The organism is Micromonospora sp. IBHARD003, assembly GCF_056106285.1.
The window spans coordinates 938,745-962,837 of record NZ_JBWBBX010000001.1 but is presented as its reverse complement, the minus strand read 5'-3'; the positions used below and the strand labels follow the sequence as shown (position 1 = coordinate 962,837).

Annotated in this window: 20 protein-coding genes; 6 read left to right on the top strand and 14 right to left on the bottom strand. The window is 65.9% G+C overall.

Annotated features, from left to right (window positions below):
• Positions 1-50 precede the first annotated feature (50 nt).
• The 4 genes from ACTWOL_RS04110 (at position 51) to ACTWOL_RS04095 (ending at position 3,605) form a co-directional block, all read left to right on the top strand.
• A complete protein-coding gene (locus ACTWOL_RS04110) occupies positions 51-1,436 on the top strand; it encodes a Tat pathway signal protein (protein WP_474294400.1) in 1,386 nt (461 codons plus the stop codon).
• Between the two features lie 72 nt (positions 1,437-1,508).
• Positions 1,509-2,015, top strand: coding sequence for a TrmO family methyltransferase domain-containing protein (locus ACTWOL_RS04105; RefSeq protein WP_474294398.1), 507 nt, complete (start codon positions 1,509-1,511; stop codon positions 2,013-2,015).
• Between the two features lie 496 nt (positions 2,016-2,511).
• Positions 2,512-3,369, top strand: coding sequence for a helix-turn-helix domain-containing protein (locus tag ACTWOL_RS04100; RefSeq protein ID WP_474294395.1), 858 nt, complete (start codon positions 2,512-2,514; stop codon positions 3,367-3,369).
• A gap of 32 nt (positions 3,370-3,401) precedes the next feature.
• Complete coding sequence (locus ACTWOL_RS04095; protein ID WP_474294393.1) at positions 3,402-3,605, top strand: DUF397 domain-containing protein; 204 nt, start codon at positions 3,402-3,404, stop codon at positions 3,603-3,605.
• A gap of 346 nt (positions 3,606-3,951) precedes the next feature.
• Here the strand turns inward: ACTWOL_RS04095 and ACTWOL_RS04090 are convergent, their stop codons facing one another.
• Positions 3,952-4,170 (bottom strand): DUF7713 domain-containing protein, encoded by a 219-nt coding sequence (locus tag ACTWOL_RS04090; protein WP_474301084.1) that lies wholly within the window; start codon positions 4,168-4,170, stop codon positions 3,952-3,954.
• A 243-nt stretch (positions 4,171-4,413) separates the two neighbouring features.
• Here ACTWOL_RS04090 and ACTWOL_RS04085 point away from each other — a divergent pair, with 243 nt between their 5' ends.
• Together ACTWOL_RS04085 and ACTWOL_RS04080 are read left to right on the top strand one after the other, a co-directional pair.
• Positions 4,414-5,007, top strand: coding sequence for a hypothetical protein (locus ACTWOL_RS04085; RefSeq protein ID WP_474294391.1), 594 nt, complete (start codon positions 4,414-4,416; stop codon positions 5,005-5,007).
• 98 nt (positions 5,008-5,105) lie between these two features.
• The gene (locus ACTWOL_RS04080; RefSeq protein WP_474294389.1) at positions 5,106-5,555 is read left to right on the top strand and encodes a hypothetical protein; all 450 of its coding nucleotides are present in this window, start codon (positions 5,106-5,108) and stop codon (positions 5,553-5,555) included.
• Between the two features lie 91 nt (positions 5,556-5,646).
• Here ACTWOL_RS04080 and ACTWOL_RS04075 read toward each other — a convergent pair whose 3' ends face one another.
• The 13 genes from ACTWOL_RS04075 to ACTWOL_RS04015 form a co-directional block, all read right to left on the bottom strand.
• On the bottom strand, positions 5,647-6,126 hold the full coding sequence (locus ACTWOL_RS04075) for a hypothetical protein (protein ID WP_474294387.1): 480 nt from the start codon (positions 6,124-6,126) through the stop codon (positions 5,647-5,649).
• Between the two features lie 101 nt (positions 6,127-6,227).
• The gene (locus ACTWOL_RS04070) at positions 6,228-9,596 is read right to left on the bottom strand and encodes a hypothetical protein (protein WP_474294385.1); all 3,369 of its coding nucleotides are present in this window, start codon (positions 9,594-9,596) and stop codon (positions 6,228-6,230) included.
• 44 nt (positions 9,597-9,640) lie between these two features.
• Complete coding sequence (locus ACTWOL_RS04065) at positions 9,641-11,818, bottom strand: hypothetical protein (RefSeq protein ID WP_474294383.1); 2,178 nt, start codon at positions 11,816-11,818, stop codon at positions 9,641-9,643.
• Between the two features lie 172 nt (positions 11,819-11,990).
• Positions 11,991-12,890, bottom strand: coding sequence for a hypothetical protein (locus ACTWOL_RS04060; protein ID WP_474294381.1), 900 nt, complete (start codon positions 12,888-12,890; stop codon positions 11,991-11,993).
• 223 nt (positions 12,891-13,113) lie between these two features.
• The gene (locus ACTWOL_RS04055; protein WP_474294379.1) at positions 13,114-13,311 is read right to left on the bottom strand and encodes a hypothetical protein; all 198 of its coding nucleotides are present in this window, start codon (positions 13,309-13,311) and stop codon (positions 13,114-13,116) included.
• Between the two features lie 621 nt (positions 13,312-13,932).
• Positions 13,933-14,343, bottom strand: coding sequence for a hypothetical protein (locus ACTWOL_RS04050; protein WP_474294378.1), 411 nt, complete (start codon positions 14,341-14,343; stop codon positions 13,933-13,935).
• A gap of 375 nt (positions 14,344-14,718) precedes the next feature.
• Positions 14,719-17,094: a DNA topoisomerase gene (locus ACTWOL_RS04045; protein ID WP_474294376.1), complete on the bottom strand. Its 2,376-nt coding sequence runs from the start codon at positions 17,092-17,094 to the stop codon at positions 14,719-14,721.
• Positions 17,095-17,578: 484 nt separating this feature from the next.
• Positions 17,579-17,935, bottom strand: coding sequence for a hypothetical protein (locus ACTWOL_RS04040; RefSeq protein WP_474294374.1), 357 nt, complete (start codon positions 17,933-17,935; stop codon positions 17,579-17,581).
• 64 nt (positions 17,936-17,999) lie between these two features.
• The gene (locus ACTWOL_RS04035) at positions 18,000-19,928 is read right to left on the bottom strand and encodes an AAA family ATPase (RefSeq protein WP_474294373.1); all 1,929 of its coding nucleotides are present in this window, start codon (positions 19,926-19,928) and stop codon (positions 18,000-18,002) included.
• Between the two features lie 184 nt (positions 19,929-20,112).
• Positions 20,113-20,544, bottom strand: coding sequence for a hypothetical protein (locus ACTWOL_RS04030; protein ID WP_474294371.1), 432 nt, complete (start codon positions 20,542-20,544; stop codon positions 20,113-20,115).
• A gap of 314 nt (positions 20,545-20,858) precedes the next feature.
• Positions 20,859-21,467, bottom strand: coding sequence for a hypothetical protein (locus tag ACTWOL_RS04025; protein ID WP_474294369.1), 609 nt, complete (start codon positions 21,465-21,467; stop codon positions 20,859-20,861).
• Positions 21,464-22,117: a hypothetical protein gene (locus ACTWOL_RS04020; protein WP_474294367.1), complete on the bottom strand. Its 654-nt coding sequence runs from the start codon at positions 22,115-22,117 to the stop codon at positions 21,464-21,466. Before ACTWOL_RS04020 ends, ACTWOL_RS04025 begins: the two co-directional genes overlap by 4 nt.
• Positions 22,118-23,108: 991 nt before the next feature.
• On the bottom strand, positions 23,109-23,927 hold the full coding sequence (locus ACTWOL_RS04015) for a hypothetical protein (protein ID WP_474294366.1): 819 nt from the start codon (positions 23,925-23,927) through the stop codon (positions 23,109-23,111).
• Positions 23,928-24,093: the final 166 nt, after the last annotated feature.

Here is a 24,093-nt window from a genome sequence, read left to right as displayed (position 1 = left end):
ACGGACCCGATGAAAGCGATGAAAGATCGTTTCGGGGACAGGGGCGCACCATGGGGCGCACGCGCAACATCAAGCTGAAAGCTGTCGTGGGGGAGTTGGGCCTGCCCCAGAGCCGCCTCGCCGCAAGGATGAGTGCTGTGGCCGCCGAGAACGGAGCGAGCGAGCTGCGGAACGTGACGCAGTCTCACATCGCTCGATGGATCGGTGGCACACGTCCCACGGGGCGAGCGCCCGCTATTTTGGCCGAGACGCTCTCCCGCGGCCTCGGTCGCACCATCACGCTGACCGACATCGGGTTGGCAACGGACGACGCCACCGCCCCGCGGACGCCGGTGTGGAGCGTCGACACCCTCGCGACGCTGGCGACCCTCGGGAGCACGGACATGGACATAGCTCGGCGCCAGGTGTTGGCACGGTCGGCCTACTCGGTCGCCGGCCTGACCCTGCCCACCGAAAGCTGGTGGCAGGACGCTGCCGAACGCGCCCGTACCCGCAAGCCTCTGTCGAAGTACACGGTCACGCACGAGGACGTCACCAGCGTGCGCGAGATGACCGCCTTCCTGTCCCAACGAGACCAGCAGCGCGGCGGCCGCGGCGTGGGGCGGGCCGCCCTGGTCACCTACCTGCGCACCGACGTTGCCGAGCTCCTGGGCGGACGCTTCCCGTCTGACGTGCTGCGCCGGGACATGACGTCGGCCGCTGCCGAGCTCGCCTACCTCGCGGGCTGGACGAGCTTCGACGCTGGCGAGCACCCGATCGCGCTGCGGTGGCTGACCCTGGCGACCCAACTGGCCGAGGAGGCCGGCGACGCGCCGCTCGCCGGGCACGTGCTGAGGGCCATGGCCCACCAGGCCGTGGACCTGCACCAGCCGGCAGAAGCCGTGCGCCTGGCCGAGGGATCCCTCTCCAGCCGCCGCTACGCCGAAGCCTGCTGGCGGGAGAAGGCCCTCCTCGGCGTCGTCCACGCCCGCGGGCTGGCTGCCGCCGGCGACAAGAAGCAGGCCGCGCAAGCGCTCACTCGTGCTGAGGCCGATCTCGCCCGCGCTCGCGACGACGGCGACGAGCCCGGCCGGGTGTGGTTCTTCGCCGAGGCGAGCCTCGCGCATGAGACCGCCGCTGCGCTGCGGGACATGGGCGATCTGAAGGGCGCCGAGCGCGAGTTCAAGCGGAGCGTCCGCACGCGCAAGACGCCGTTCAAGCGGACCCACTCCGTCACCCTCGGGTACCTCGGCGAGGTCCAGGTCCGGCAGGGACAACTCGACGCGGCTTGCGCCACGTGGCATCAGGCACTCGACACGATGACCGGCGTCCAGTCCGGGCGAGCCCGAGAGACCGTGGTCCAGATGCGCCGTGCGCTGAGTCCTGTGCTCCGCCGAGGAGGTGGCCCCGCTGCCGACCTCGACGCCCGAGCCCGCGCGGTCCTCGCAGACAGGTGACCCGTACGGTAAGGAAGCTCGGAGCGGAGGACGACTTCGCTGGCGCCGGGAGAGCCCCAGGAGAGGTGACGCGTGTTCGACCAGTACATCCAGGTGCCGGTGATCGCCACTGTCGTAGGGGGCCAAACCGGCCGTCTTGACGACTACAAGGGCGGAGTCGAGTCGATCATCCGTCTCGTACCGGGCATCCCGGAGAGTGCCCTGCAAGGCATTGAGGAGTTCAGCCACGTCGAAGTCACCTGGCACTTCAGCCTGGGCTCGGACACGGACATCGAATTTGAGCCGCGGAGTCCTCGGGGGAATACGGCTTGGCCGGCCACCGGCGGCCTCGTCCACCGCAACCACCGGCGTCCCGCTCGCATCGCCACGTCTTACCCGAGGCTCCTTCGCGTCGAGGGGCGCGACCTTCATGTGGTCGACCTGGACGCTGACGACGGCACTCCCGTGATCGACCTGGCGCCCGTCTTCCGCGAGATGCTGCCCCGTGGCCCGGTCCGCCAGCCGGAGTGGCCCACCGACATGCTTCAGGACTACTGGAAGTCCGCAGACGAGCGCCCCCGCGGAGGGCTGTCTAGGTAACTCATATGCTCCACAGCTCCTGATGTCGACGGTGGCGCCGACCCTGCGCCTCGTGGGCGGCTGGAAGGCGCCCACAGGGCAGTGCGGGTGAACGGAGTTTCGGCTGTCGGGCAGCCCCGCCTCCGTGGCCTTGCACGTGTCGTTCGAGTCAATCGTCATGGGGGACTTGCCTCTCAAGCGCGCACGGGCGCACGTCACTGGCAGGCCGAACAGCGGTGTCAAAGCGGCAGTGGCGCATACGCATACTTGCCGCCATCAGCTGATGATCGGCCGACAGCCGTCAACAGAACGGCAGTTGATAGCCCTGGGGCAACGGAGAACTGCTTGCTCTCCGTTGCCGCCTCCTTACGATGGACCTAACTTCCCACAGTCCGCAACCCGTTGAGCTACAAATTGCAGGATTGCTCTGCGGGCGAGGTGCAGCCCACCCCGTCGTAGCCGTAACGTCCCGCGTCCGTCACACTGGGCGTGGCCCATTCCAGGGGAGGACACAGAGGTGGGACAGCCAGCGCGTCGCACTGCACGCCGTCGGCGATTGGGCGCCGCGCTACGGGAGGCCCGCGAGAAGGCGCGAGTTACTCCAGAGCAGGCAGCCAAGGCCATCCATGGCGACAAGTCGAAGATCAGTCGCATTGAGACCGGCCGCCATCGAGTGAGCCGCCTGGAGCTCGAAACGCTGATGGATCTCTTCGGCGTCACGGACCAGAAGGTCCGTGCCTGGATGGTCGCCCTATCGGCAGAGGGCCAACGACGAAGCTGGTGGCGCAGTCACGGCGACAGGCTCGAGCAGGACTTCAAGGAGCTGCTCACGCTGGAAGAGGACGCGGAACGTATCGTCGCCTTCCAGCCTCAGGTGCTGCCAGGCCTCGTTCAGACCAAGTCCTACGCAACCTCGGTCATACGCTCGACCGACCCGGCGCTGGCAGACGATCAGGTCGACTTCTTCGCCGACTTCCGCCTCCGGCGTCAGGAGATCTTTGCCAAAGGGGAGCCGCCCGAGTACCTGTGCCTTGTCACGGAGGGTGTGCTTCACCAGCAGGTTGGCGGCCCCGAGGTGATGAAGCAGCAGCTGGAACACCTCCTGCAGATCGGCCAACAGCCCAACATCGCGATCGGGGTGATCCCGTTCAGCCAGCCTGGCTACACGGGAACGAGCGGCGCCTTCACGCTCTACAGCTACCCCGATCCCTTTGACCTCGACGTGGTGCAAGTCGAGTACCTGGACGGAGCCCTCTACCTGGAGGAGGACAAGACGGTACGAAAGTATCGAGAATCGCTGGACCTACTGCGATCTTCGACTCTGCCGGCGGTAGAGTCCCGCGACCTGATCTCGAAGATCCGTCGAGATCTCTGAACACCAAACGAAAGTGAAAAGGTGCGGCCGTGATGCGGCATGACCTGCCTGAAGAAAACTGGAAGAAGTCATCCTACAGCGGAGCACAGTCCGGAGACTGCCTGGAAGTGCAGATCACACATGACGGACTCGTAGCCGCACGAGACAGTAAGACCCCCAGCCTGGGCGCCTTCGCGTTCTCCCCAGAGGGCTGGAGTACGTTCGTCGAGGATGTGAAGCGGGGGCACTTCGGCTGATCGCCCCTGCATGAACGCCGGGCGCTGATCAAGGGCCCAGTACGGCCGCGTCCCTCCTCAACCCAGATGGGGAGGGACGCTGCCGTACTTCTACCTTCCTCCCCTGCCGATCACGCGGCAACCGTTTGACCCGTGTACAAACGTCGCCGACCGGCCTGGGCCGTCAGCAGAACCCTACGCCGAGAACGCGGACGAGTGAGGCGGCTTGGGAAGACGGCGGGCGAGCTGCCAGGCCGCTTCGAGTGCGGTTCGGTCGCTGAGGTAGGGGCCGATGATCTGGATGGCGAGCGGCAGCCCGTCCGCGGTCTTTCCGGCGGGGAGTACGAGGGAGAGGAGACGGGCGTACTCAACTAGGCCAGTGCTGCTTGCTGAACGCAGCCTTGCCCGCATCCGATCGCGTATCGGTCAGGGGATCGTCGATGATCAGGTGAAACCGCCAGCCCTCGAACGAGGACAACGCCTCGCCCAGCTCGTCCCACGACAGGGTCCGGCCGTCGACCACGACTCGCACCGGGCCGCCCTCAAGATCCCCGACCAGCCGGCCCGCCGCCTCCCTGGTGGCCAGCTTTCCACCCCGCGCAATGCGGGTCCGGCTCCAGGAAGCAGCGGCCGATCTCCGCTTTCGACCTCAGCGCGTACCGGCGCGGGCAGTCGGCCCACGTCGACCTCGTGATCGCCGAGCACCGCGAACACGAACCCGTACGCACAGAGCACTGCTCCCGGGCCTCTGTGACTGTCTATGTGACGACGGCCAGGGAGTACGTCACAACCCGCCTGGGGCCGCGCCGGGCACACCTATGATCGAGGCATGCCGTCGCCCCTTCCCACGTCCCTTGCTGTGTCCGACGCCATCACCCACTACCGCCAGCTGCGCGAGCTGACCATCGACGAGCTGGCCTACGTGCTCTTGATGCTCGATCACCCGATCTCAGCCGACGCCCTCGCGGACATGGAGCGATGTGCTCGCCCCGTGACCGTCGACGATCTCGTCGCGATCGCCTATGTGCTCGACACGACCCCCGCGGTGCTTCTGTCGCACATCCCTATCGACATGCCGGAACCCGAGGGGCCTTTCGCCACCGGGCTCCCGAGTGACGTCGACCCAACCGAGCTCCGTGCCTGGATCGAGGGGAAGACCACGCTCGACCGCCAGTCGCGGGTGCGCTGGTGGGAAGAGCGGGCCGGCCGCCTCAGGGTCCGGTCAGCACACCACGAGGAACAGCTGCAGGGAGCGTACGCAGAGCTGCGTAAACTCGGCGACCTGGCAGTCCAAGAAGCAGACGCCCCGCCCGTGCAGCGTCTGCAGTGGCGCATACAGGACGGCGAACACGCGCTCAATCAGGCCGAGGTCGCGCTAGCGCTGACTGAGCATCGACTCGACAACCTCCGAGAAGGCGCCTGACAGGCGGTACCGGTCAGTCAAAGTCACTTATCCATGGGTTATTTTGACTGGCCTTCTGTCTCAAGCTGACTGTCCAGAACGAACGAAGGGAGAACGTCATGAGCATCACCAGGACCGTACGTAGGACGCGGGCCAAGATCGCCGTGTCCATCGCGACCCTGGCCGCGGGCTTACTCGTACTCACCGCCTGCAGTGGAAGCAGCGACAGCGCCAGCAAGCTCGACGGGACCTACTACGTCAAGGACGTCAACGGCACGTCCGAACTCGGCCAGCTGGTCGTCAAAGGCAACAGTGTCTCGCATCATGAGTACACCTGCGATGGCGTCTACGAGAAGCCGGACGTGACCAGCACCGGCGAGTTCAACAAGGACCAGTCCCAGATCATCTGGACGGTCGCCGGAGAGGACAGCCGCAACAAGCGGACCGGCAGCGAGTCCATCGCAACCAGCGACACCTCGATCAGCATCAGCGGTAGCGCGTACGTACTCGACAACTCCGATGCTGGCAAGGCTCTGCTGGACAGCTTCAAGGTCAAGTGCAGGAAGTAACGTCGACGTCCCGCTCGCAAGCAGCACAGAACCCCGTGGGCGTCGCGTACACGGGGTCCTGTCGTTCCTCGGCTGGTCAAGCCTCTAACGTCTACTCCTGAAGCTGCTGCGCCCGGTACTCCTCGATCGTCTCCGGCGGCCGGCCGTACTTCGGGGCATGCTGCTCGACGAAATCGAGCTCAGCCCACGCTGCTGGCCTCCGAATCCTCGACTGGGCCACCAGGACGAACACCACGGCGCTGACGCCGATGTTGAGCAGACACCACCCGGCCAGCAGCGTTGTCAGCACCACAGGCAGACCGTCCTCGATCGCCATGGTGGCCAGAACGACCAAGCCTGCGCTGTTGACCAAGAGGCTGGCCAGGTGCCCCTCGAACGTGCCGGACAGGCGCGCCAGAGTCCGCGGCTCGTCGCGATGCCGCACGGCGCGCATCATCTCGCCGACGAACACCACGGTGGCCACGGCCGCCGTGGTGTTCAATGCCAGTTCGCGGATTCCGGTGATCCACCATCGCGCCCAGCGCCACCAGCCGCACGGGAACTCGCCGCGAAGCCTCGATCCGAGCCTCATGCTCTTCCTTCTCCTCCTGCCGAGTAAAAGACGACGCACCCGGTGAGGACGATCGCAATGCTCGTCCTCACCGGGTGCGTCAGCCCTCCACGCTCGCCCGATCAGTCCTGCGGCTTCTCGCGCCCGCCCCGGCGAAGACCACCGGCCGGCCGCTGCTGCGACTCCGGAGTCTCCACGCTCTGAGGGGCCGGATCGGCAACCCGGCGCGGACGGGAACGTAGAACCGGAGCCTGCCGCGGCGAAGGAGCCGACGTCCGCGGAGCCTCGGCCCACGGGGCGGGCGTCTGGCGCGATGTCGGCGTCGACACCTGAGTCGAACTCGGCTGACGCGCTGCCTGCGTCCGAGCCGGAGTCCGCGCACCAGGCGCAGCCGGAGACTGACCCGAAACCGGAGCGACCACGGGACGAGGAGCCGACGTTCCGGCTCCCAACTGCCTCGGAGCCGAAGTGTCCTGGGCGGAGCGCGTCGGACGCGTGCCCGGCGCGGCCTGCTGCCCGGAAGCAGGAACGAGAACGAGATCAGGAGTAGCGCCGCCGCTGAAGCGCTGCGGTGCAGCCTGCTGATTCCCGCCCGAGGAGCTCTGCTGGCTCGGAGCACCCGTGCCGAACTGCGTCTGGCCCGTCTGGCCGGCGACAGCCTCTCCGCTGGTCGGGACAGAACCAGCGCCGACGGCGCTGCTCTGCCCCTGAGCTCCGCGGCGAGAGCTCGGCGGCTCCGTGTACGAGGCCAGAACCTCGCCGGGGATGACCTTGTTGCCGTCCGAGGTGTACCCGAGGTTCGACAGGCCGCCCTGGGTGCTCAGATTCTGCGCCGTCTGCTTGTCCGAGTGCGAGCTGCCCGCTCCGCCATTTGTCAGCTGCAGTGGACTGCCCTTGTCGTCGGGACCGTCGCCCTGGTCAGACGCGCGCAGAGCACCAGCAGGACCGCCACCGCCCGGCAGAGCCTTGGCGTCGTCACCGCCACCGCCACCGGAGCCACCGCCACCAGGACCACCGTCCAGCGCCGGGCTGTTCGGATCGCCTGGACCACCCTCGCCGCCGCCCTCCAGGTTCAGTGCCTGCTCGCCAGCAGGAAGAGCCGTGGCGTCGCCGTTCGTGCCGCCGGCGTTCGTCGACGCCGTTTTGCCCGCGGGCTTGCCCGTGCTCGGGGACGCCGGGCCGCTGGTCTTGCTGTTGAACCCATTGGCGAGCTTGTTGCCCATGGCCATACCCGCGCCGGCCCCTACACCCGCGGCCAGAGCAGGCATCAGTCCGCCCTTGTCCGGCTTCGGCGCGGTGTTGGTCTCCAGGAACTTGTCCACGAGCTTGGTGACCACCTCGTCCATCGCCTGTAGCACCGTCTTGCGGACCCGCAGCAGAGCGAAGGTGATGCCCGTGATCAGCAGCGAGGAGACCAGCGTCAGGATCACAACGATGATGCCGCCGAGTGCGGCGCTGCCCCACAGGCCGCCCGGGCTCATGAAGCTCGACAGGGGTCCAGCCATGATGTCCGGGACCGAGATCAGGAACTCGGCGACGAACTGGTAGATGAACAGCGTGACGAGGACCTCCAGGATCAGCGCCATGGAGTAGACGATCACCTTGGCGATCGCGGCGATCGCGCCCAGCGTCGCGAATGGCACGGCTGCCACGAGGCCGAAGGTCCTCTTGATCGCGCCGGACAGCATGCCGATGGCGTACCAGAAGCCGAGCAGGACGATGGAGCCCAGGACCGTGACTGCGTTGGACCAGTACATGAACTTCGCCGGCCCCGTGCCCACCTGGCTGACGGCCATGTGGTTCTCGCGGGTGAACCCACTGGTGGCGTTGTTCGACGAGTACATGGTCAGCGAACTGGGGCTGAATCCGGTGTTGAGGTAGTTGTACGCCGTCAGGGGAGACACGTTGCACGAAGAAGGCGTCTTGCCCACCGTGAAGCCGCAGTTGCTCTTCGTCCCGGTCGTCGTGAAGACCGTCGAGTCCTTGCCCGGGCGAGAGGAGGTCAGGCCCGTGCCGTCGGTCGAGATCACCGGGTGATCGACCGGCTTCGGCCCCTTCTCCTCACCGAACTGCTCCACGTCGCCGTAGCTGTTCTTGTCGACGAACCAGCTCTTCTTGACGTCCGCGCTCTCGTCCAGCTGCGTGATCGAGCTCTTGATCCCCGACTCGAAGTCGGAGGCTGCGATCTCGTTGTTGGCGATGTACTTGCCGATGATCCCGAAGGTTGAGAACACCGCCTTGAAGTCGTCCGACGCACTGGTGCCGACGGAGACCGTGCCGTCCTTCCAAGCTGCTTCAGCGTCGTTGGCCTTCGTGCCGATGCTGATGCCGTTGAACGTCGCTCCGTGGGACTGCTTGTTGATCGCCAGCGCGCTCGTGCGTACCGACATCATCGCGTCAGAGCTGGCTTGGTCGCCGTTCCAGGAGACCACAGCCTGGTCCGGGATTCCGAGGCGGTCATTCATCATCCACGCCTCGAAGTCGACGTAGGTGCTCAGCACGACGCGCGTCGGACCGGCATGCTGGCCGAGAACCGAGTTGTCGAACTTGTCGAGCACGCTGGTGTACATCGACCCGATGAGCGGCAGGCCGACGCCGATGAAGACGATGCGCACGATGAGCTTCTTGATCGCCGAGCCGCGGTCCATCTTCTTGAACATGACCAGGCCAATGAGCAGGAAGCCGATGAAGATCGGCACCAACGCCTGCCACGAGATGTCGACGAGCAAGCCGTACCAGCCGCTGATCCAGTGCTGCAGACCCGAGAGCGCACCGCCTCCGGTGTCACCTCCCGTCATCCCGTCGGCGAAGGTCGGATTCACCGCCCTGACCGCCTGGTAGAACCACATGAACGGGTTGATGAGCTTCAGGAACTGGAGGATGACGTAGAACAGCGTGCCGACCGCCAGCGCCAGGGCGTAGAGGACCCAGATGACGGAGCCTCCGATCACGCTCACGATCTGGCCGCCGATGCCCGAGGACATCGTGTCCAGGCCGAGGTCAGCGTTCGCCGCCCCGAAGTGCGCGTAGTCGAGCATGCCCGAGTACTTCGCGTTGCCCTTGTCATCCTTCGCTGCCAGGGTCTCGTACGTGACTGTCTGTGAAGACCCCGAGACCGCAGCGAAGAACCAGCCCACGATGTTGCCCGGGCTGAAATCCGGGTCGGCGTAGCCGAGCATGGAACCACCCGAAGCAGGACTGCTTGTGACCGGCTTCCAGTTCTCGTGCATGCCCTTGTCGTTCGACGGCGAGTTCTTCTCGCTGAAGTACGAGCTCGCGTTCGAAGCCAGCTGGTAGAGGCTGTAGTTGTCGCGCTCCTTCTGGTCGTCCGCGGACGCCGGCGAAGCGGTCGCCATCATGAAGACCGGCACGAACAGCGCGGCCAGGAGCACGAGGGCGAGCCCGCGCGCGAGCATGCCCTGGCGGGCTCCGCCACCGCCGTGGCCGGCCCAGGCGCGCATCCGCGCCACCACCGTAATCGTCCCGTTCATCGTCTCTCCTCTACTCCTCACTTTCGTATCAGTGCTGACCCCGCTCATGCCTTGACCAGCTTCTTCGGCTTGGGCTTCCTCGCTGGCCGCCTTGCACCGTCCTCGGGCTGCTGCAGGCTCTTCTTGCTGTCGCGGCGCTTGCCCCCGCTGCTCTGGCCCGCGTCAGGCTCGCCGTCGACGCCCTCGCTGTGCTTCCGGATGCTGGTGAGGTTCGCGCCCGGTGCAGGCTTGTCGTGCATGATCGCGTCCATCCGCGCCACCTCTTCGGCCCTGGCCGCCTCCAGGCGGACCTGCCGGCGCTGGGCCTCGCGGTAGGGGTTGATCCCCAGTGCCAGGTCCAGGTGGAAGACCACGTTGGAGACGCCACGGCGCAGGTACGTGAGGTTCTCACCCTTGGTCGTGATGAGCTGGGCGAGATCCGGCGGGATCCGCTGGTGCAGCTGCTTCTGGTACTCCGCCACCGTGCCGTCGCGCATCGGGCCGAAGAGCGTGTAGTCCGCGGCATCGAACTTGTTGAAGTCGCTGTCGGCCAGCATCTTGTCGACGTCGTTGTAGCTGTAGACCACCCGGCCGCCGCGCTCGTACATATGGTCGAATTGGTCCTTGATGTACTTCTTCACCCGGTCGTCGATGTGCTCGGTGCCGTGGATGATCACCGTGTCGCCGAGCCCCAGCTTGCCGACGGCGAAGCCGACGATGTTCACCAGCTGCGCCATCGCCACGCCCTTGCCGCGGCGCATGAGCCGCGAGAAGTCGTAGACCACGCGCCGCGAATCCCGGACCCCGTCCACGGCCGAGGCCGTGTGGTTGTTGAACAGGTCGCCGTTGGTGCTCAGCATCGCGTTGGCGATACCCCTGAGCACGTTGAAGGCGCGCAGCTGGTCCGGGTCGGTCTTGCTGGAGTTCAGCAGTGCCTTGTGCGCGGTTGCCAAGTAGGAGACGAACATCTGAAGACGCGGCACCTGGGTGTGCGGGATGTTCACCACGCGCAGGCGGTGACGCTGCTCCTTGGCGTTGTGCCGCCACATGCCCTGCTCGATGTAGAAGTCGGTCGCTGTGTCTTCGAGGGCGCTGCGGATGATCGAGCCGATCGCTCCGTCGCTGGTCTCGTAGAGCTGCTCGAACATCAGCTTGAGCTTCTCCATCTGGGCGGAGAAGATCGTCAGCTCGTCCTCCTCCTCGCCGAACATCTCGAACATGTTCACGTCGCCCTGATTCAGGTCCACGCGCGAGGTGAGTCGCTCGAACTTCGGGCCGAGCTTGTCGAGATTCGCTCCGTCGAGGATGAGATGGACGACCTGGCCGTTGTTCAGCAGCGCAGCCTGAGAGATCTTCGAGCACCACATGTTGGCCACCCGCTGGCGGTCCAAGTACTCGCTGAGCGTGGCGTCGGCGACGATCGCGTGGTGGTCGTAGGCGTTGACGTCCATGAGCACGGCGCTGTTGTTGACGTCGCCGACCATGTAGCCGACGTACTCGCCGCCTCGGTCGTTGAGGCCGTTGGTCACCAGCGAGTACGAGCCGGCCAGCTCGGTCGAGGTGAAGTGGAAGCCCTTGCCCTTTTTCTTCTCGTTGTTCTTCCACAGGCCCGAGAGCTCCTGACGCTGCTCGCCGGCGTAGGGCGCAGCCTTCAGCGTGCCGAATCGGTCGATGTGCAGACGCGTGACCCGGTCGATCGTGTCGTCCAGGGTCGCCAGATCGGGGGCTTTGAGGAAGAGGCGGTTGTGCACCGAGAGGTAGCTCGCACCGTCCTGGATCTCGCCGATCGTGATCCCGAGGTCACCGGAGATCTTCGCGGCCTTGCGCCTGGAGGAGGCCGTGCCCGTCTCCTCCTGCTCGTTCGCATCCAGCCGGTCCAACTTCTCCGACTGCTTGGTGTACGAGTCGATCCACTTCTCATCCATCCGCTTGACCTGCTCAAGCACGACGGCGGTGACCCGCTCGTCCAGGCCGTCCGGGATCCGGTCGATACCCCAGAAGGCGGCGAAGTTGTCGTGCGCGGCGTCGTCGTGGAAGTACGCCAGGATGCAGGCGACCGAGCCGTCGACCTCGAAGTAGTCGGAGCGGAAGAGGTACTTCTCCTTCGGCTTCAGCGCGAGCAGGTGAGGGTAGGCGTCGAACGTGCCCTGGAGGTGCTTCACCTCCCGGCGGCGCTGCCACCAGTTCTTCTCCGGCTCGGCGGCCTCATCGGCTGCGCCGTCCGTCGGCGCAGCGTTCTGCACGCCCTCAGCCTGAGCAGCACCGTCCGCGCGCGGATCATCGACCACAAGCTCCGCGGTCTCATTCGTCTCGTCAGGTTTCTTTCCCGGAATGCCGAGCTGTGCCCGGACTTTCGTCATCAGCGCCATGGTGTCCTTCGTTCGTTCCTCGTCGTGGTGGTCGGCCTGGCGCTGGTCAGTTCAGCGACGCCTCGAGATCGAGCAGTTCGTCGTCGATGCCCTGGTAGAAGACCCGGAGCATCGGCAGGGCCTCCTCGCGGTCGAGCATCGTGGCTTCCTTGATCATCAGGGTCGAGCCGCCGACCTCGGCCTGGAGGACCTGGTGCCCCTTGCGCAGTGCGTCGGCGTTCTTGCCCTTGAGCAGCAGGTACTGGTGGATCGAGGTGAACTTCCCGCCCACGTGCTGCGTGAGAATGTCGTATTGCTCGTTCTGCAGCTCGATCAGATCGGGATCGCGGACCTGCAGGGCCTGGTTGCGCCGTTCCAGGTTCGCCACCTGGTGGTAGACCCGCTGTGGCTCCTTCGTCGTGATGAAGCTGTGCTCGCAGGCCGTCTCGACCTTGCGCCAGAAGGAGTCGACCCGGTCGAGGATCCCGCCCCGATCCTCGTCGAAGAGCAGGTAGCTAGCCGAGCCGACGACCAGGTAGACCTGGCCTTCACCGCCGTCGGAGAAGCGGATCCGCCCGGCCTCGTCGATCCCGTCGATGCCGACGATCGAGTAGAAGTCCGTGGGGTTCGAGCTGCGGCGCGTAAAGACGTGACGGGCCTTCCGGGGCAGATACGCCAGGAAGGCCGGCACCCGCATGATGCGCAGCTCCTTCGTCTTCACCAGCCCGCCGAAGTAGGCGATCGTCGACAGTCCCCAAAGAACGAAGAACGTGATGGCCACCGGTCCTGAGCTCGCCACGAACGTCGACGTGCTGAACCACAGCAGGGCGAGGATGCCGCCGCCGAAGAAGAGCAGCTGCTTGATCGGGGAGGGCCTGGCCGCCCAACCTCCCTTGCTCAGCGTGATCTCGTGGTCGAGGAAGCTCCTGTTCAGCGAACTCGGCACCTTATAGGACAGTTTCGCCATGAATCTCTCATCTCCCCCTGCGGTCGCGATGGTCATTGCTCGGTCTATCAAAAAGTCCTCATGTATGAGTTGTGTAGATGACATCCTATCTCAGATAAGTAATTTGAATCGGGATCGAAAGGGAATTGAATGGCGACGCCTGATGACTTGGACTAGCGGGTCCGAGTCATCGGGCGTCGTCTGAGCGGCTGACAGAGCAGCCATGCCACGGGAGCAGAGGTGCTCAGCCCATCGCTACCGCCTCGAAACGCGGGACGTCGTCATCCAGATCGAGCACGGCCAGCGCATCGGCTGAGCCGTCCCGGTCGAGGATCTCCTGACGGACCGGCATCCCATCGAGCACTGCGCGCTCCGAGTGCCGGAAGTGGTAGTGCCCGGCAACGCACAGCGTCTCCTTGGCCGGATCGAGCACCGAGAGCACCCGTGCGGTGTGTACCCCGCTGCGCCTCACGCGCGTACGTCAAATCGTCGGGGTGCCAGCCACGGCCGTCGCCGATCCGCTGCAGCAGCCCCGAGACCGCCAGCGCCTCGTGAGCCACCACCATGTCGGGGCTCACTCCGGCGTTCAGGGGGCCGACCGGCTGTTCGTCCGTGCGGCAGTTCCGCCTCGCACCACGTCCGGCCCGGCACCCGCATGCATCGGTCGATGTTCGCAAGGTGCCGGTGTGGCTGGCGCCCAGCGCGGACGTCAGCGTCGGCACCTGGCTCCGGCCTGGGACCTTCCCAACTGCCCGCTCCCGAGGGGCCCTCGCCGAACTACAGGCGGCAGAAGGACAACTGAACCGGTAGCCGCCCCCGGCAGTCAGACGAGGCCGTTGGACAACATCGGGATGGAACCTCTCACCCCCGCAGCCGTCCGCGCGCCAGCGTGGTCACCAAGAGCGCCTTCCTGGACGCTGCCCGCTGTGACATGGCCTACAACCCCGCCCCTGGGAGCTAATCCGCAAGTACAAGGAGCGCAAGTACCGCGAACAGGCGACCCGGGAGTGAACACGCCTACCTGATTTCCACCGCGCCGGCCGATGGCTGCGGAGTCGCCCTTTCACATCGGGCTGCCGGCCCCGGGTGGCGAGGCAGACCCGGAGAATGCGGGGACGCGGCAGTTGCCGCAGCTGGCCTGCATCCATACCCGCGGCCCGTCGCCGCGCAGGCGGATACGGCCGGGCTCGCCGCAGGCTTCACAGATGTGCTCCGAGTCCGTCTCGGCGGCGTCGGTCAGTGCGGTGGCCCGGTCGGCGAACTCCCCGTCGAACTCGCCCTCGATAAAGCGGTCGGCGACGGTAATACGTAGGCCGCCGAACTTCGTGCCGAACGACTCGATCCGGTAGTCGGCGTCCAGGGCCAGCAGGCCGTGGTGCAGCCGGTCGAGCAGGGCGGCCCATCCGGGCCCGACGGTGGCGGCCCAGACGGGGATCTGCCGCACGGCAGCGGAGCGGGAGGGTTCCGGCGTCATGGACGCCATGGTCGCGCGGACCACTGACAATCGAATCTGTCCGCGCGTTCTAGCACCCGGCCACCACAGCAGACGACTCACTCGCCGTCGGCGCCAGGGTCGCTCGCCCGGACACCCGGTTGACCATCTGCTGGTGAACGAGCTTCACCTCGTACGACCCCGAGCGCCCTGGAGACCGACCTCATCGTCGCGTCCCCAGGGCTCTGCTATGCCTGCCCAGGAATCCATCCGGACTCCGGAGAGTGCTCGATCTCCGGTTACGGTTTGTGAGTGGATCGAGGTCCTGTGGCTGGGCTTGGGGGGCTGACGTAGAGAAGTCGCAACACGCTCAGACTTAGGGAATGTCGCTGTTGCTTGTCAGTGCCTGTCCGGGCATCAGCCGAACGACGGCACGATCTTCTTCTTGCCGCCCTGTTCCTTCCAGGCAACCTTCGCGTCAAAGGTCTTGCCCTTCGACGAGATGAACCCCGTGCCCTGGATGGTCTTGCCGGCTGCCAGGTCCTTGCGCTGCGCATCAGTAAAGGTCACCTGGCACCAGGACCGCGGCGGCTCGTCGCCAGAGCCGAAGTCCGGGACGACCTTCTTGGCCTTCGCGTTCCAGCTGACCTTGCAACCGAAGTTCCTACCGGTCCTCGCGCTGACGAAGTCGTCGATCTCCAGCGCCTGGCCCGCCAAGAGCGCCGTGACCTCCGCCGGCGTGAAGGTCCGGCCGGACCACTTCGTCGGCTCGTCCGGTACCTCCAGCTGGAACCCGACGAACTTGCGGCCCTTGTAGTCGCCGACGCCGAGCGCTCCGGTAGCCGTGAAGGGCTTATCCGCCTTCGACCTCGCCTCGAACGAGATCGTCTCGCCCGCGAGCAGCTTCGCCACCTCGTCAGCGCTGAACTCGTGGCCCGACCAGATTTTCTTGAAGGCGACCTTCTTCGGGCCGCCTGGAGCGGCCTGCCACACACCCTCGGCGCGCGGAGCGACCACCTGCTCCTTCAGGCCCAGCTCGGCGCGCATGGACGCGGCGTTCTTCGTCATCGTGGCGATGTCCTCGCGCACCCAGTCGGCGACGACGGACAGGCGCTCCTCGGCCGTCGCCGTCCCCGCGGCGATGTCGCGCATATCGGCGTAGACCTTCTCAGTGAGCCCGAGGTCGCCGATGCGCGTGCCCGGCAGGAGCCGCCAGCTCATCTCGCCGGCCTGCGCCAGCCTGAGCTTCCGGCCCTTCTCCGTCAGCAGCGGGTACTTCGCCTTGCCATTGGTGACCTCGGAATACGTCGAGGTGCGGGTCGCGCCCGTTCCCACGTCGCGCTTCTCCAGCTGCTTCATCAGCCACTTCATCGTCGGGTGCTCAGGGCGCTTGTTCGCGCCCTCGAAGATGAATGGCTCCGCGGTCTGGCCCAGACCCTTGCCGGACTCGTTCTCGTCGCCCTCGGCCGTGTCGTCGCCGGCGTCCGGATCGAACACGGCTCGCCAGCCGGGGCTCTTGGGCACGTTGGCGATGCCGACGAAGTCCGGGTACTTCTCCACGTGGCCCTTCTGCTGCTCGTAGAGGTAGTCCTCGGCGAGCATGGCCAGGTAGTTCTTCGCGAGCATCTCGTAGATGAGTCGTCCGGCCTTGCCGTACTTGTGCTCGACCTCGTCCAGCGAAGAAGGCACCTTCAGGCCCGGACGGTTCGCACCGTGCGCTCCCTGGGGCTTCACGTGTGTGGACCGGGGCTGGCGATGCGTCAGAACCCCAGCGTCGACGCCGACCACGGCGGCGATCCGGTCGACCAGCGGGGCGAGGTCCTTGAACTGCTCGGGCGTGATCGTCTTGTCCTCGGTGCGCGGGTACGAGACGACCTGGTCCTCGTACATCTTCTGGTAGGTCGAGAGCGTGAGGTTCGCCTTCACACCCTTGCCGACGAGCATCGAGGACAAAGAAGCGAGGTCGAGCAGCTTCGGCGGCGCGGTCTTCTTGTCCGCCTTGCCGTCCAGAACGACAGGGGAGGGGCCGTACTGCTGCGGCACCCGGCTCTTCTGGTCGCATCGCGGCTCATCAGGGTTCGTGTACATGACGTCGTTCTCGTCACGGAAGCGGTTCTGGAAGAACGGCTTCTTGACGTATGCGTCGTAGGCCTTCTGTTGGTCGCCGACGAGAGAGACCATCGCCGACTTCAGCCGGCCCTGGCGCAGCACGAGGTCCTGGCCGGACTGGCGGCCCATCGCCGTGGCGATGCGGGTGAACTGCATCGAGAGGAAGTCCCACTGCGAGCGGTACATCGCTTTACGGTAATCGCCCTCGTCCTGCATGGACTTCACCGGCCGGCGCAGTTCGAACGCCTTCTGGATCGAGGCCTTCGACTCGTCGGTGAACTCCATGCGGCTGAACTTCGCGCTGTGGAAGCCGAGTTCGTCGATCGCCTCCCAGAAGAGCAGATCGCCCTCGCCGGACGGATCCAGGTCCGTGGCGATGACGATCTCGGCACCGCGGCCGAGCGCCGCACGGAGGGCCTTGATGACGTCTGCGACGTTCTTCTGCGGTTCGCGCTTCCACGTCAGGTCTTCCGGATTCCATGGCAGGTTGCCCAGGTCCCACTTCTCATAGGAATCCGCGAGCGAGGAGTCCACCATGGCGTGCGGCTGGGCGAACTCATAGAGATGACCCCGCAGGCTCGCCACTTCGTAGGTCGTGCCCTTGTAGCTGCCCTTCGTCCCGCCAAGGGCGCTGGCCATGTTCCTCGCTGCGCTCGGCTTCTCTGCGACCACAATCGCGACCATGTTGACTCCTTATCGTCATTGACTCAGAAGCGAGTGTGAGTCTACTTGAAAAGGGTGCTCGAATGGGAGTCGAGATGGTCATCAAAAGGCTTGAATGGTGCGGGGGGCACGCAGAGAGTGCCAGCGCCGGCGCGCTGTTCGAGTAGTCTCCGCTCGAGAAGACCCCGAGAAGCTGTGCTTCTCGGGGCCGTCGTCTGTCGAACGCTATTACCGAGTCGGCATCGCCACGCCGAGCCGGACGCGGCACACCCGCAGTACCTTGCCGAGCGTCTCGAGTCCCTCAGGGCGCTTCAGGCCTCCTCCAGCTCCTTCAGTCGGATGGGCCGCACGCCGGCCATCTCGGCGACCTGCTTGCACGTGCCTGGCCCCTGAGCTTGATCAGCAGATCCGTCAGGTCCGCGGTCAGGTCCTTGAACATCCGGAACTTCTCCCGCTCGCCCATGCGCGTGTGGCCGACGTAGATTGCGCCACAGCTCTCTTCGCATCAGTACCAGCTCGCCGACGCATCTTCCCGGAGCTTCGCGGGGATCTCCTGCTCGCTCCGGTAGCGGCGCTTGAAGGCCCACGTCCCTTCGCGCTGCGTCCGGCATCCGCGCGACGCGTCCTCGGGGCGCGAGGCCGGCGCGGCCATACCCGCACACCGCGACCCGGCCTTCGTCGGCCATGCGGGCGAGGTCGCGCCAGTGCCACTGATCCGTCCGACGGCTTCGTCCCGGGTGATGCTTGCCTCTAGCCACGCGGTGCGCTCGGTGACGGCTTGCCTGACGAGGCTCTCGTCCAAGGCGAGCGCGGCGGCCGTGCTGTAGAGCGGCCACTGTCTGTAGTACCCGTTATCTGTCAAGTTCTGCTTGTTGAACCGACCGAAAGATCAGAGGGAGCAGGAGGACGCTCGGTGCAGAATCGGCTCAGCGCCCAGAGATGAGGGAGTTGAGGCGGGTGAACAGCTGATCGGCTCGTGCGACCGTTGCCGGGTCGATCAGCGGCGTCAGGGCGGCCTGCTCGCGGAGGAGAACGGCTGCCGGCTTGTAGTGGTTAAAGCGCGTAGTGATGTTCCGCTTCTTGAACTCGGCCTCGATCTGGCGAACAACGCGGGGGTCCTTGGCGTTGAGGTCCGCTGCCGTGATCGGGGTGGTGAGCTCGGTGGCGTAGGCGCGGTTGACCAATTCCAGGTAGAAGTCACGTTCGAAGAGGTCCTCGACGTCCGCGTCGGCAGCGCTGGTGAACTCGCTGATCTCGACGAGTCCGTTCCTGGCGAGCTGGTCGTTGTCCCGGAGGCGCTGGATGGCCCCGACGTCCTTGGTGCTGGAGTCGACAAGGACCGCAACGTTCAGTCTGTTCGCGCCCAGGAGGGTCACGAAGGTGGACAGCTTCCCCGATCCGCCGATGGGGGTCTTCACCCAGAGGGGGTCAAGCCCGGTGGAGCCGTTCGCCTCGGCGATCTCCGTGAGGACGTCCAGGTAGATCAGGTCGCTCGGGCCTTCGAGAAGCAAGACGTGCTCGCCCACGAACAGCGTCTGGGTCATCTCGATCCCCATCGCGGTCAGCAGCGGGAACACGGTGTCCTCGTCGGCCTTGAAGATCTCCGAGGAGACCTTCGCGCCTCCCCGGTCCATGTCGATGACGGTCCGGACCCTCTGGATGTGATCGGGATCGACCATGAACGGGGAATGCGTGGTGTAAAGGACTTGGTGCTTGGGAGTCAGCCGCTCGTCGATGAGACGGAGCAGGTCCGCCTGTGCCCGGCCGTGCAGGGACAGACCCGGCTCGTCGAGCAGCAGCAACAGGTCCGTGGTGCCTGCATCCTCCAGCTCGTTGAAATAGGCGAGGAAGCTGAAGAACCAGACGAAGCCGCGGGACCGGTCGTCGAACGGGACCGATGCCCGGTGACGGCTGTTGAAGACGCGGACCTGAAGGATCGGCCCCTCCTGGAAGGGCGCCTGGGCCCCGGCTTCGGGGGCCAAGACCTCCAGCCGGACTTCCAGCTCCTTGTTCTGCGACCAGTAGTCGAAGACCTCGTCCGAGATGACATTGCCCGCGTTCTCCAGCTCACGGATGAGCCGTTCGTGCTGGCCAGAGTCCTGGAAGTCCTCCGGCGAGACTCCCGCCATGTCCAGCAGACTCAGCAGGGCGCGCTCACCGCGCTTGAGGTCTCCCGATTCCCGCCGCCGCACCAGATCGGGCAATGAGACCTTGCCGGGCATCGTGTCGTAGTCCGCGAAGTAGACGAACTTCGGCATGAACGGGGCGGCGTACTTGTCGATCAAGTACAAGCCGAGATCGCAGTTGCGCCAGCTCCGGATGCGGTCGGCCAGCGCGGACGCGGCGGACGGGAGCTCGTCCAGCGCGTCGAGGGCATCGAGGAGGTCCCCGATCGTCTTCGCGCCGCCGATGGCCTTAGCGGCCGCGGCCGGCAGGTCCAGCGCGGAACGCAGGTGGTCGACGACCGCAGCCTCGTTGTAGTGGAGCTCGAAGGTCTCTTCGTCGTCCCGGTAGCCGATGACCACCTCGAATTCGGAGCTCCTCATGGCCGTCGGGCCGAGGTCCTCCCCGATGGTCTTCATCTCGGTGTCGTCGAAGCGGAACGTCGCCCGGACCACGGGGATCTTCTGGTCGGCGGGAAGCTTCTTGCGGTCTCGGGTCTTGCGGGCGGGGAAGTCGACCACTTCGTCGAAGGCTGCGGGCTCCACGGGGTTGAGCCGGAAGAGCGCCTGGAGGAGCGTCGTCTTGCCCGACTCGTTCTTCCCAACGAAGCAGGTGACGTCCTCCTCGACGTCGAATATGGCGGAGTCCTCGACGGACCGGTAGTCGGTGATACGGGCCTTAATCAGCTGCACTGTGCTGGGGTCCTTCCTCGTATCCAGTGAGGTGGCCCGGCGTGCCAGATCGAGAGGCACTGATCACAACGACATGGCACCAAGTGCCTTCGACGTTGCGTTCGAGGTATGTTCCAGATGCCAATCAGGAGAGACCCCGGTGCCCGTCGACCTCGACGCCGCCGGGGTCCTCTTTTGAGCTAGATCAGAGGGTAGCCCCCGGCACTGACAGTGCCGCACGAACTGTCTTCGAGCGTGCTCGCTGCGCCGATGGCCGCGGCTGCGTCGGAAGGACACGGAGGTTGCCCGGCTGTTCGCTCAGCTGGAGCCGGAGCTGACGGTTCTCCATCACCACCTGGTGCAGTGCGCCGACGAGTGCCTCGTTGTCGGTCTTGAGGCGGTCGATCTCCTTCAGCGCCTCGGCTCGGAGTTCCTTGGCCTTGACCAGCTCCCGCCGGAGTCGCTTCTCGCTGTTGGGCATCTCACCGCGGGCCCGGACCTTCTCGTAGAACTCGTTCTTGAGGTCCAGGTGCCGTTGGGTGAGAGCATTGCGGGGGACGTCGGCCTCCGTCGCGAGGGCGACGATGGTCAGGGCTCCGTTCGACCGCTGCGGGGTTCCGCCGAGGATGCGGTCCATGGCCGCGCGGATGCGATCACGCAGGTCAGCAAGGCGTTCGGGTTGGCGTGAACGGCCAGAGTGGGGGTTCGTCAGAAGCTTGCGAGCCTGCCGGGCGGTGAAGACGACGCCCTCGAAGGCGGGGGCCTGACCGGCGGCGAGGATGGCCCGCCGTACGGCCGGTCCGGATATACCACCGCCAGCGGCCCGGTCTGCAGCGAGGGTCGCGAGAGTGTCGGCGGTTGCTCTGGCGGTCTCAATGTCGAGCAGGTCGTGGATGCCGTCGCGACTCCGGGATAAATGGTGGAGTCGGGTATTGGAACTGCCTGAATGCCTCAGCCATTGCGGACCCATGAGGTGAACTCATCGGCGAGACCGGGCGGGTTGGCGGCCTCGGTCTGCCGGGCGATCGCCTCGTAGTACTCCAGCTCGTGGACGATCACCGGCACGGTTCGGCCGATAGATCTTTTGATGACGCCGGTCGTATGGAGGGTTCGGGCGAGCTGGCAGCAGGTCCGGTTGAAGCGGGCCTCGATCTGCGCGGCGAGTGGCCCGATGACTGAATCCCAGTCGGCGAGGTCGGTCGGCTCGTCGTACCAAAGTCCGAGGTCGCTGATCCACTCATGGCGAGCTGTGGCCCCGGCGGGGTCGCTGGTCAGGTCGCCGACCACAGTCAGCTCATTCTGGATCCAGAAAGCGTAGTTCCAGCGGGCTTCTGCCTGGTCAGAGGCGTCCTGGATGCTGCGTCGGGCCTGAGTTTCAGTGTTGTAGCCGATCGTCAAGGTCGGCTGACGAGGGTCGTCGTCCTCGTTGTCGATGAGGAAGGAGACAGCGTAGATGTCGCCGGCGTCGGCGGCCGGGATGGATACGAGGGCCCTCTCGACGAGAGGCTGGAGGTGATCGTTGAACGTCATGGTCGGTGGGGTCTTGTCGGTCGGGGTCATGAGTCCCACTGGTCGCAGTACTCGATGTGGATCTCGCGCGCGTCGCCGAGAATGCCGTCGTTGGAGTGGAGCTCGGTGCAGAAGTGCGGGTAGCTCGGATGGATGGGGACGTATCCGGGGCCGTTTCGGGCGACGTCGAAGAAGTGCCGGGCGGTGTCCCTGAAGACTTTCGCGCTGCCGGTCATGAACAGGGTCTCGGCGTGGAGATGCTGGTGGAACAGATCCCGGTTCTCCCGGTAGTGCCGTGCCTCGTGATCAATCACGGCTTCGTCGGTGGGTCCTGGGCCGGGCAGCGTCACGGTCTGCGGACGCCCTGGGCCGAGCCGTCCTCGTACTTCCCTCCAGCGTGAGGGTGCGAACTGGAGCGAGTGGTGCAGCAGCACGAGATCAAGCTGTCGTGTGCCGTCTTCTGGGAGCCCGCGGGAGGGGCCACGGGTCCCCCGCATCGGCAGGTGGACCAGCGAGCGCGGTGAAGAGGCAGCGAGCTTCCATAGCCCACCGATTCGCTGGGCGGCGTCCTGATCGAGGTAGGTGTCCAGGTGCCGATCGTGGTCGATGAGCACTGCGTGGACCAGGGGCCGGGCGGGTCGGATGACCTTGAACTCCGTGGATCCGAGGCGTGCTTGGTGGATGGTGATGGGCAGCTTCATTGGTTCTCCGGGACACGGCGGCTGACATCGGCGGCGTAAGAGGCCCAGTCGCCGGCTGATGCCTTCTGCCATTGGACGGCGACTTGGATGTGTACGCCGAGTACCCGGGCGAGGATGGCGGCAGGTAGTTCGGCGGCGAGGGTGAACAGTGCGGTGGAGCGGTCCTGCCGAGGCCGGATTCCGATCTTGTGGAGACGCTGGCCGATCCGGTCGTCGCCGAGGGGGTGTCCTGGGCGGCCGCCGGGAAACAGCCAGGGGATGTCCTCGGGGGTTCCGATCTTGGCTTTGCCTCGTCGAATCCCATCCGGTCCTGGTCGCGTTCGCCTGCGAGTGCGCCTTGCTCGTACGCGGAGCGCACGTCCCGCGGCGCCGCCTCATAGGACTGCCCGGTCTCCTCCGCGCGTCGGCGGGCGGCGTTCTTCAGCGCCTGGTTCTTGGCTCCCACGGCGATTTCCCCTTCGCTGCGCGCACGCCCCCGTGACCCGGGCACGCCTGGCGTACAGGGCGGACCTGGAAGCGGACACTGATGGTTCTGCGCGCTGATTCCCGCTGAGCGAGTTCGGGCTTCTTCGCCGTCCGGTCACAGGCCGGACTACTCGGCCGGGGCCGTCCGCAGCTGGTCGACCCGTGCCATCAGGCTAGTGGATTCAGCACCACCCAGGCAGCATCCATAGCGTCGACTGTCAGGTCGGCACGATCGTCCGAAGGCGCGAGGTCCAGCGCCGTCGGTGCGACCGAAACGGCTGGCGTGTTCCCTTGGGCTACCACGAGTTCTGACGGGCACTGAGGGGCGACCCCCGACGCAACGTGCGAAGCGGGCGCGGGGGCCGCCGGGCCGCGCTGTCCTGTCGTAGCGGGGCACTGCAACCGTACGTGCGGCGCCTGGAGCCCGCACGCTGGCAGACTGGACCATACGGCCAGTACCAGCTTTCAAGAGGGCACAGCGCGGTGGTGCTGAACGCCACCGATGCGAAGAATGCGGGGGATCGACTCAGGGAGCGTCCAGGTCCACACCGGCGAGACTGCGCATGGCTCGCAGGAAATCGGGAACGTCCCTGAGCGCGTCCAGTCCCTGTTCATACGCCTCGATACGGCGCGCATGGTCCAATGTCAGACCAGCGAGCCGAGGCATCAGATCAGCGGGCGACGCCACGATGATCGAGTCGTAGTTGCCCAGATCAGAACCGATCGTCAGGTCAGCAAATACTCCCTCGTCGCCCAGGACTTCGGCCAGGGTCGGACGGGCCGGGCTCCGCAATGCCGCCGTCAAACGCGCAAAGCGTTCAGGGCCTGGGGCGACGGCAAACACCGTGACCTCCGACGAGGCGTCGAGGAGGACGGCGTGCAAGGCGGCCACCAGATCCCGCGGCGTCGCCAGCGGGAACACGCCCGCGCGGTCGGCGTTCCCCAGCTGCCCGGGAGTGGGCTTCGGGCGCATTGAGACCGCCGAACGTCCGGGAACGAAACCCCTGTCCCTCAAGCCGGCGGTCAGCTGCTCGGCGTCGACTTCATACTCCCAATCCACGAGCGTCGGGGTGCGTCCCAGGATCCGTTCGGCGTCGTCGCGGTAGTACGTCGGGATCGCATAGCGGGCCAGCCCCGTCGTCAGGCGCCAGACCAGACCGACATAAACGGCGACCTCCTCCATATTGTTGTTGTTTACTGCCCACTCGGTGAATGGAGTCTTGCCCTCAGGCCAGCTCTGGACCAGTCCTGCCCAGTGTCGACTCACAGCCAGGTTGTCGCCCGGGATGTAGTGGAAGGCATGGACGCCCTCCGCCTCAACGGCCTGGAATTCGATCGGATACACGGAGCCAACCTAACCGCCGCCCTCCCGCCAGCGCCCAACGATTCCGGACCCCAGCCGCCAGGCGCTCGTAGCGCAGGTTCTCGGTGGCAGCCTCGATCCACTCGTGCTTGCTGCAAACGAGTCCGAAGAGCTCAGACAATCTCGGGGCCACTTGCGAACGCGGGCG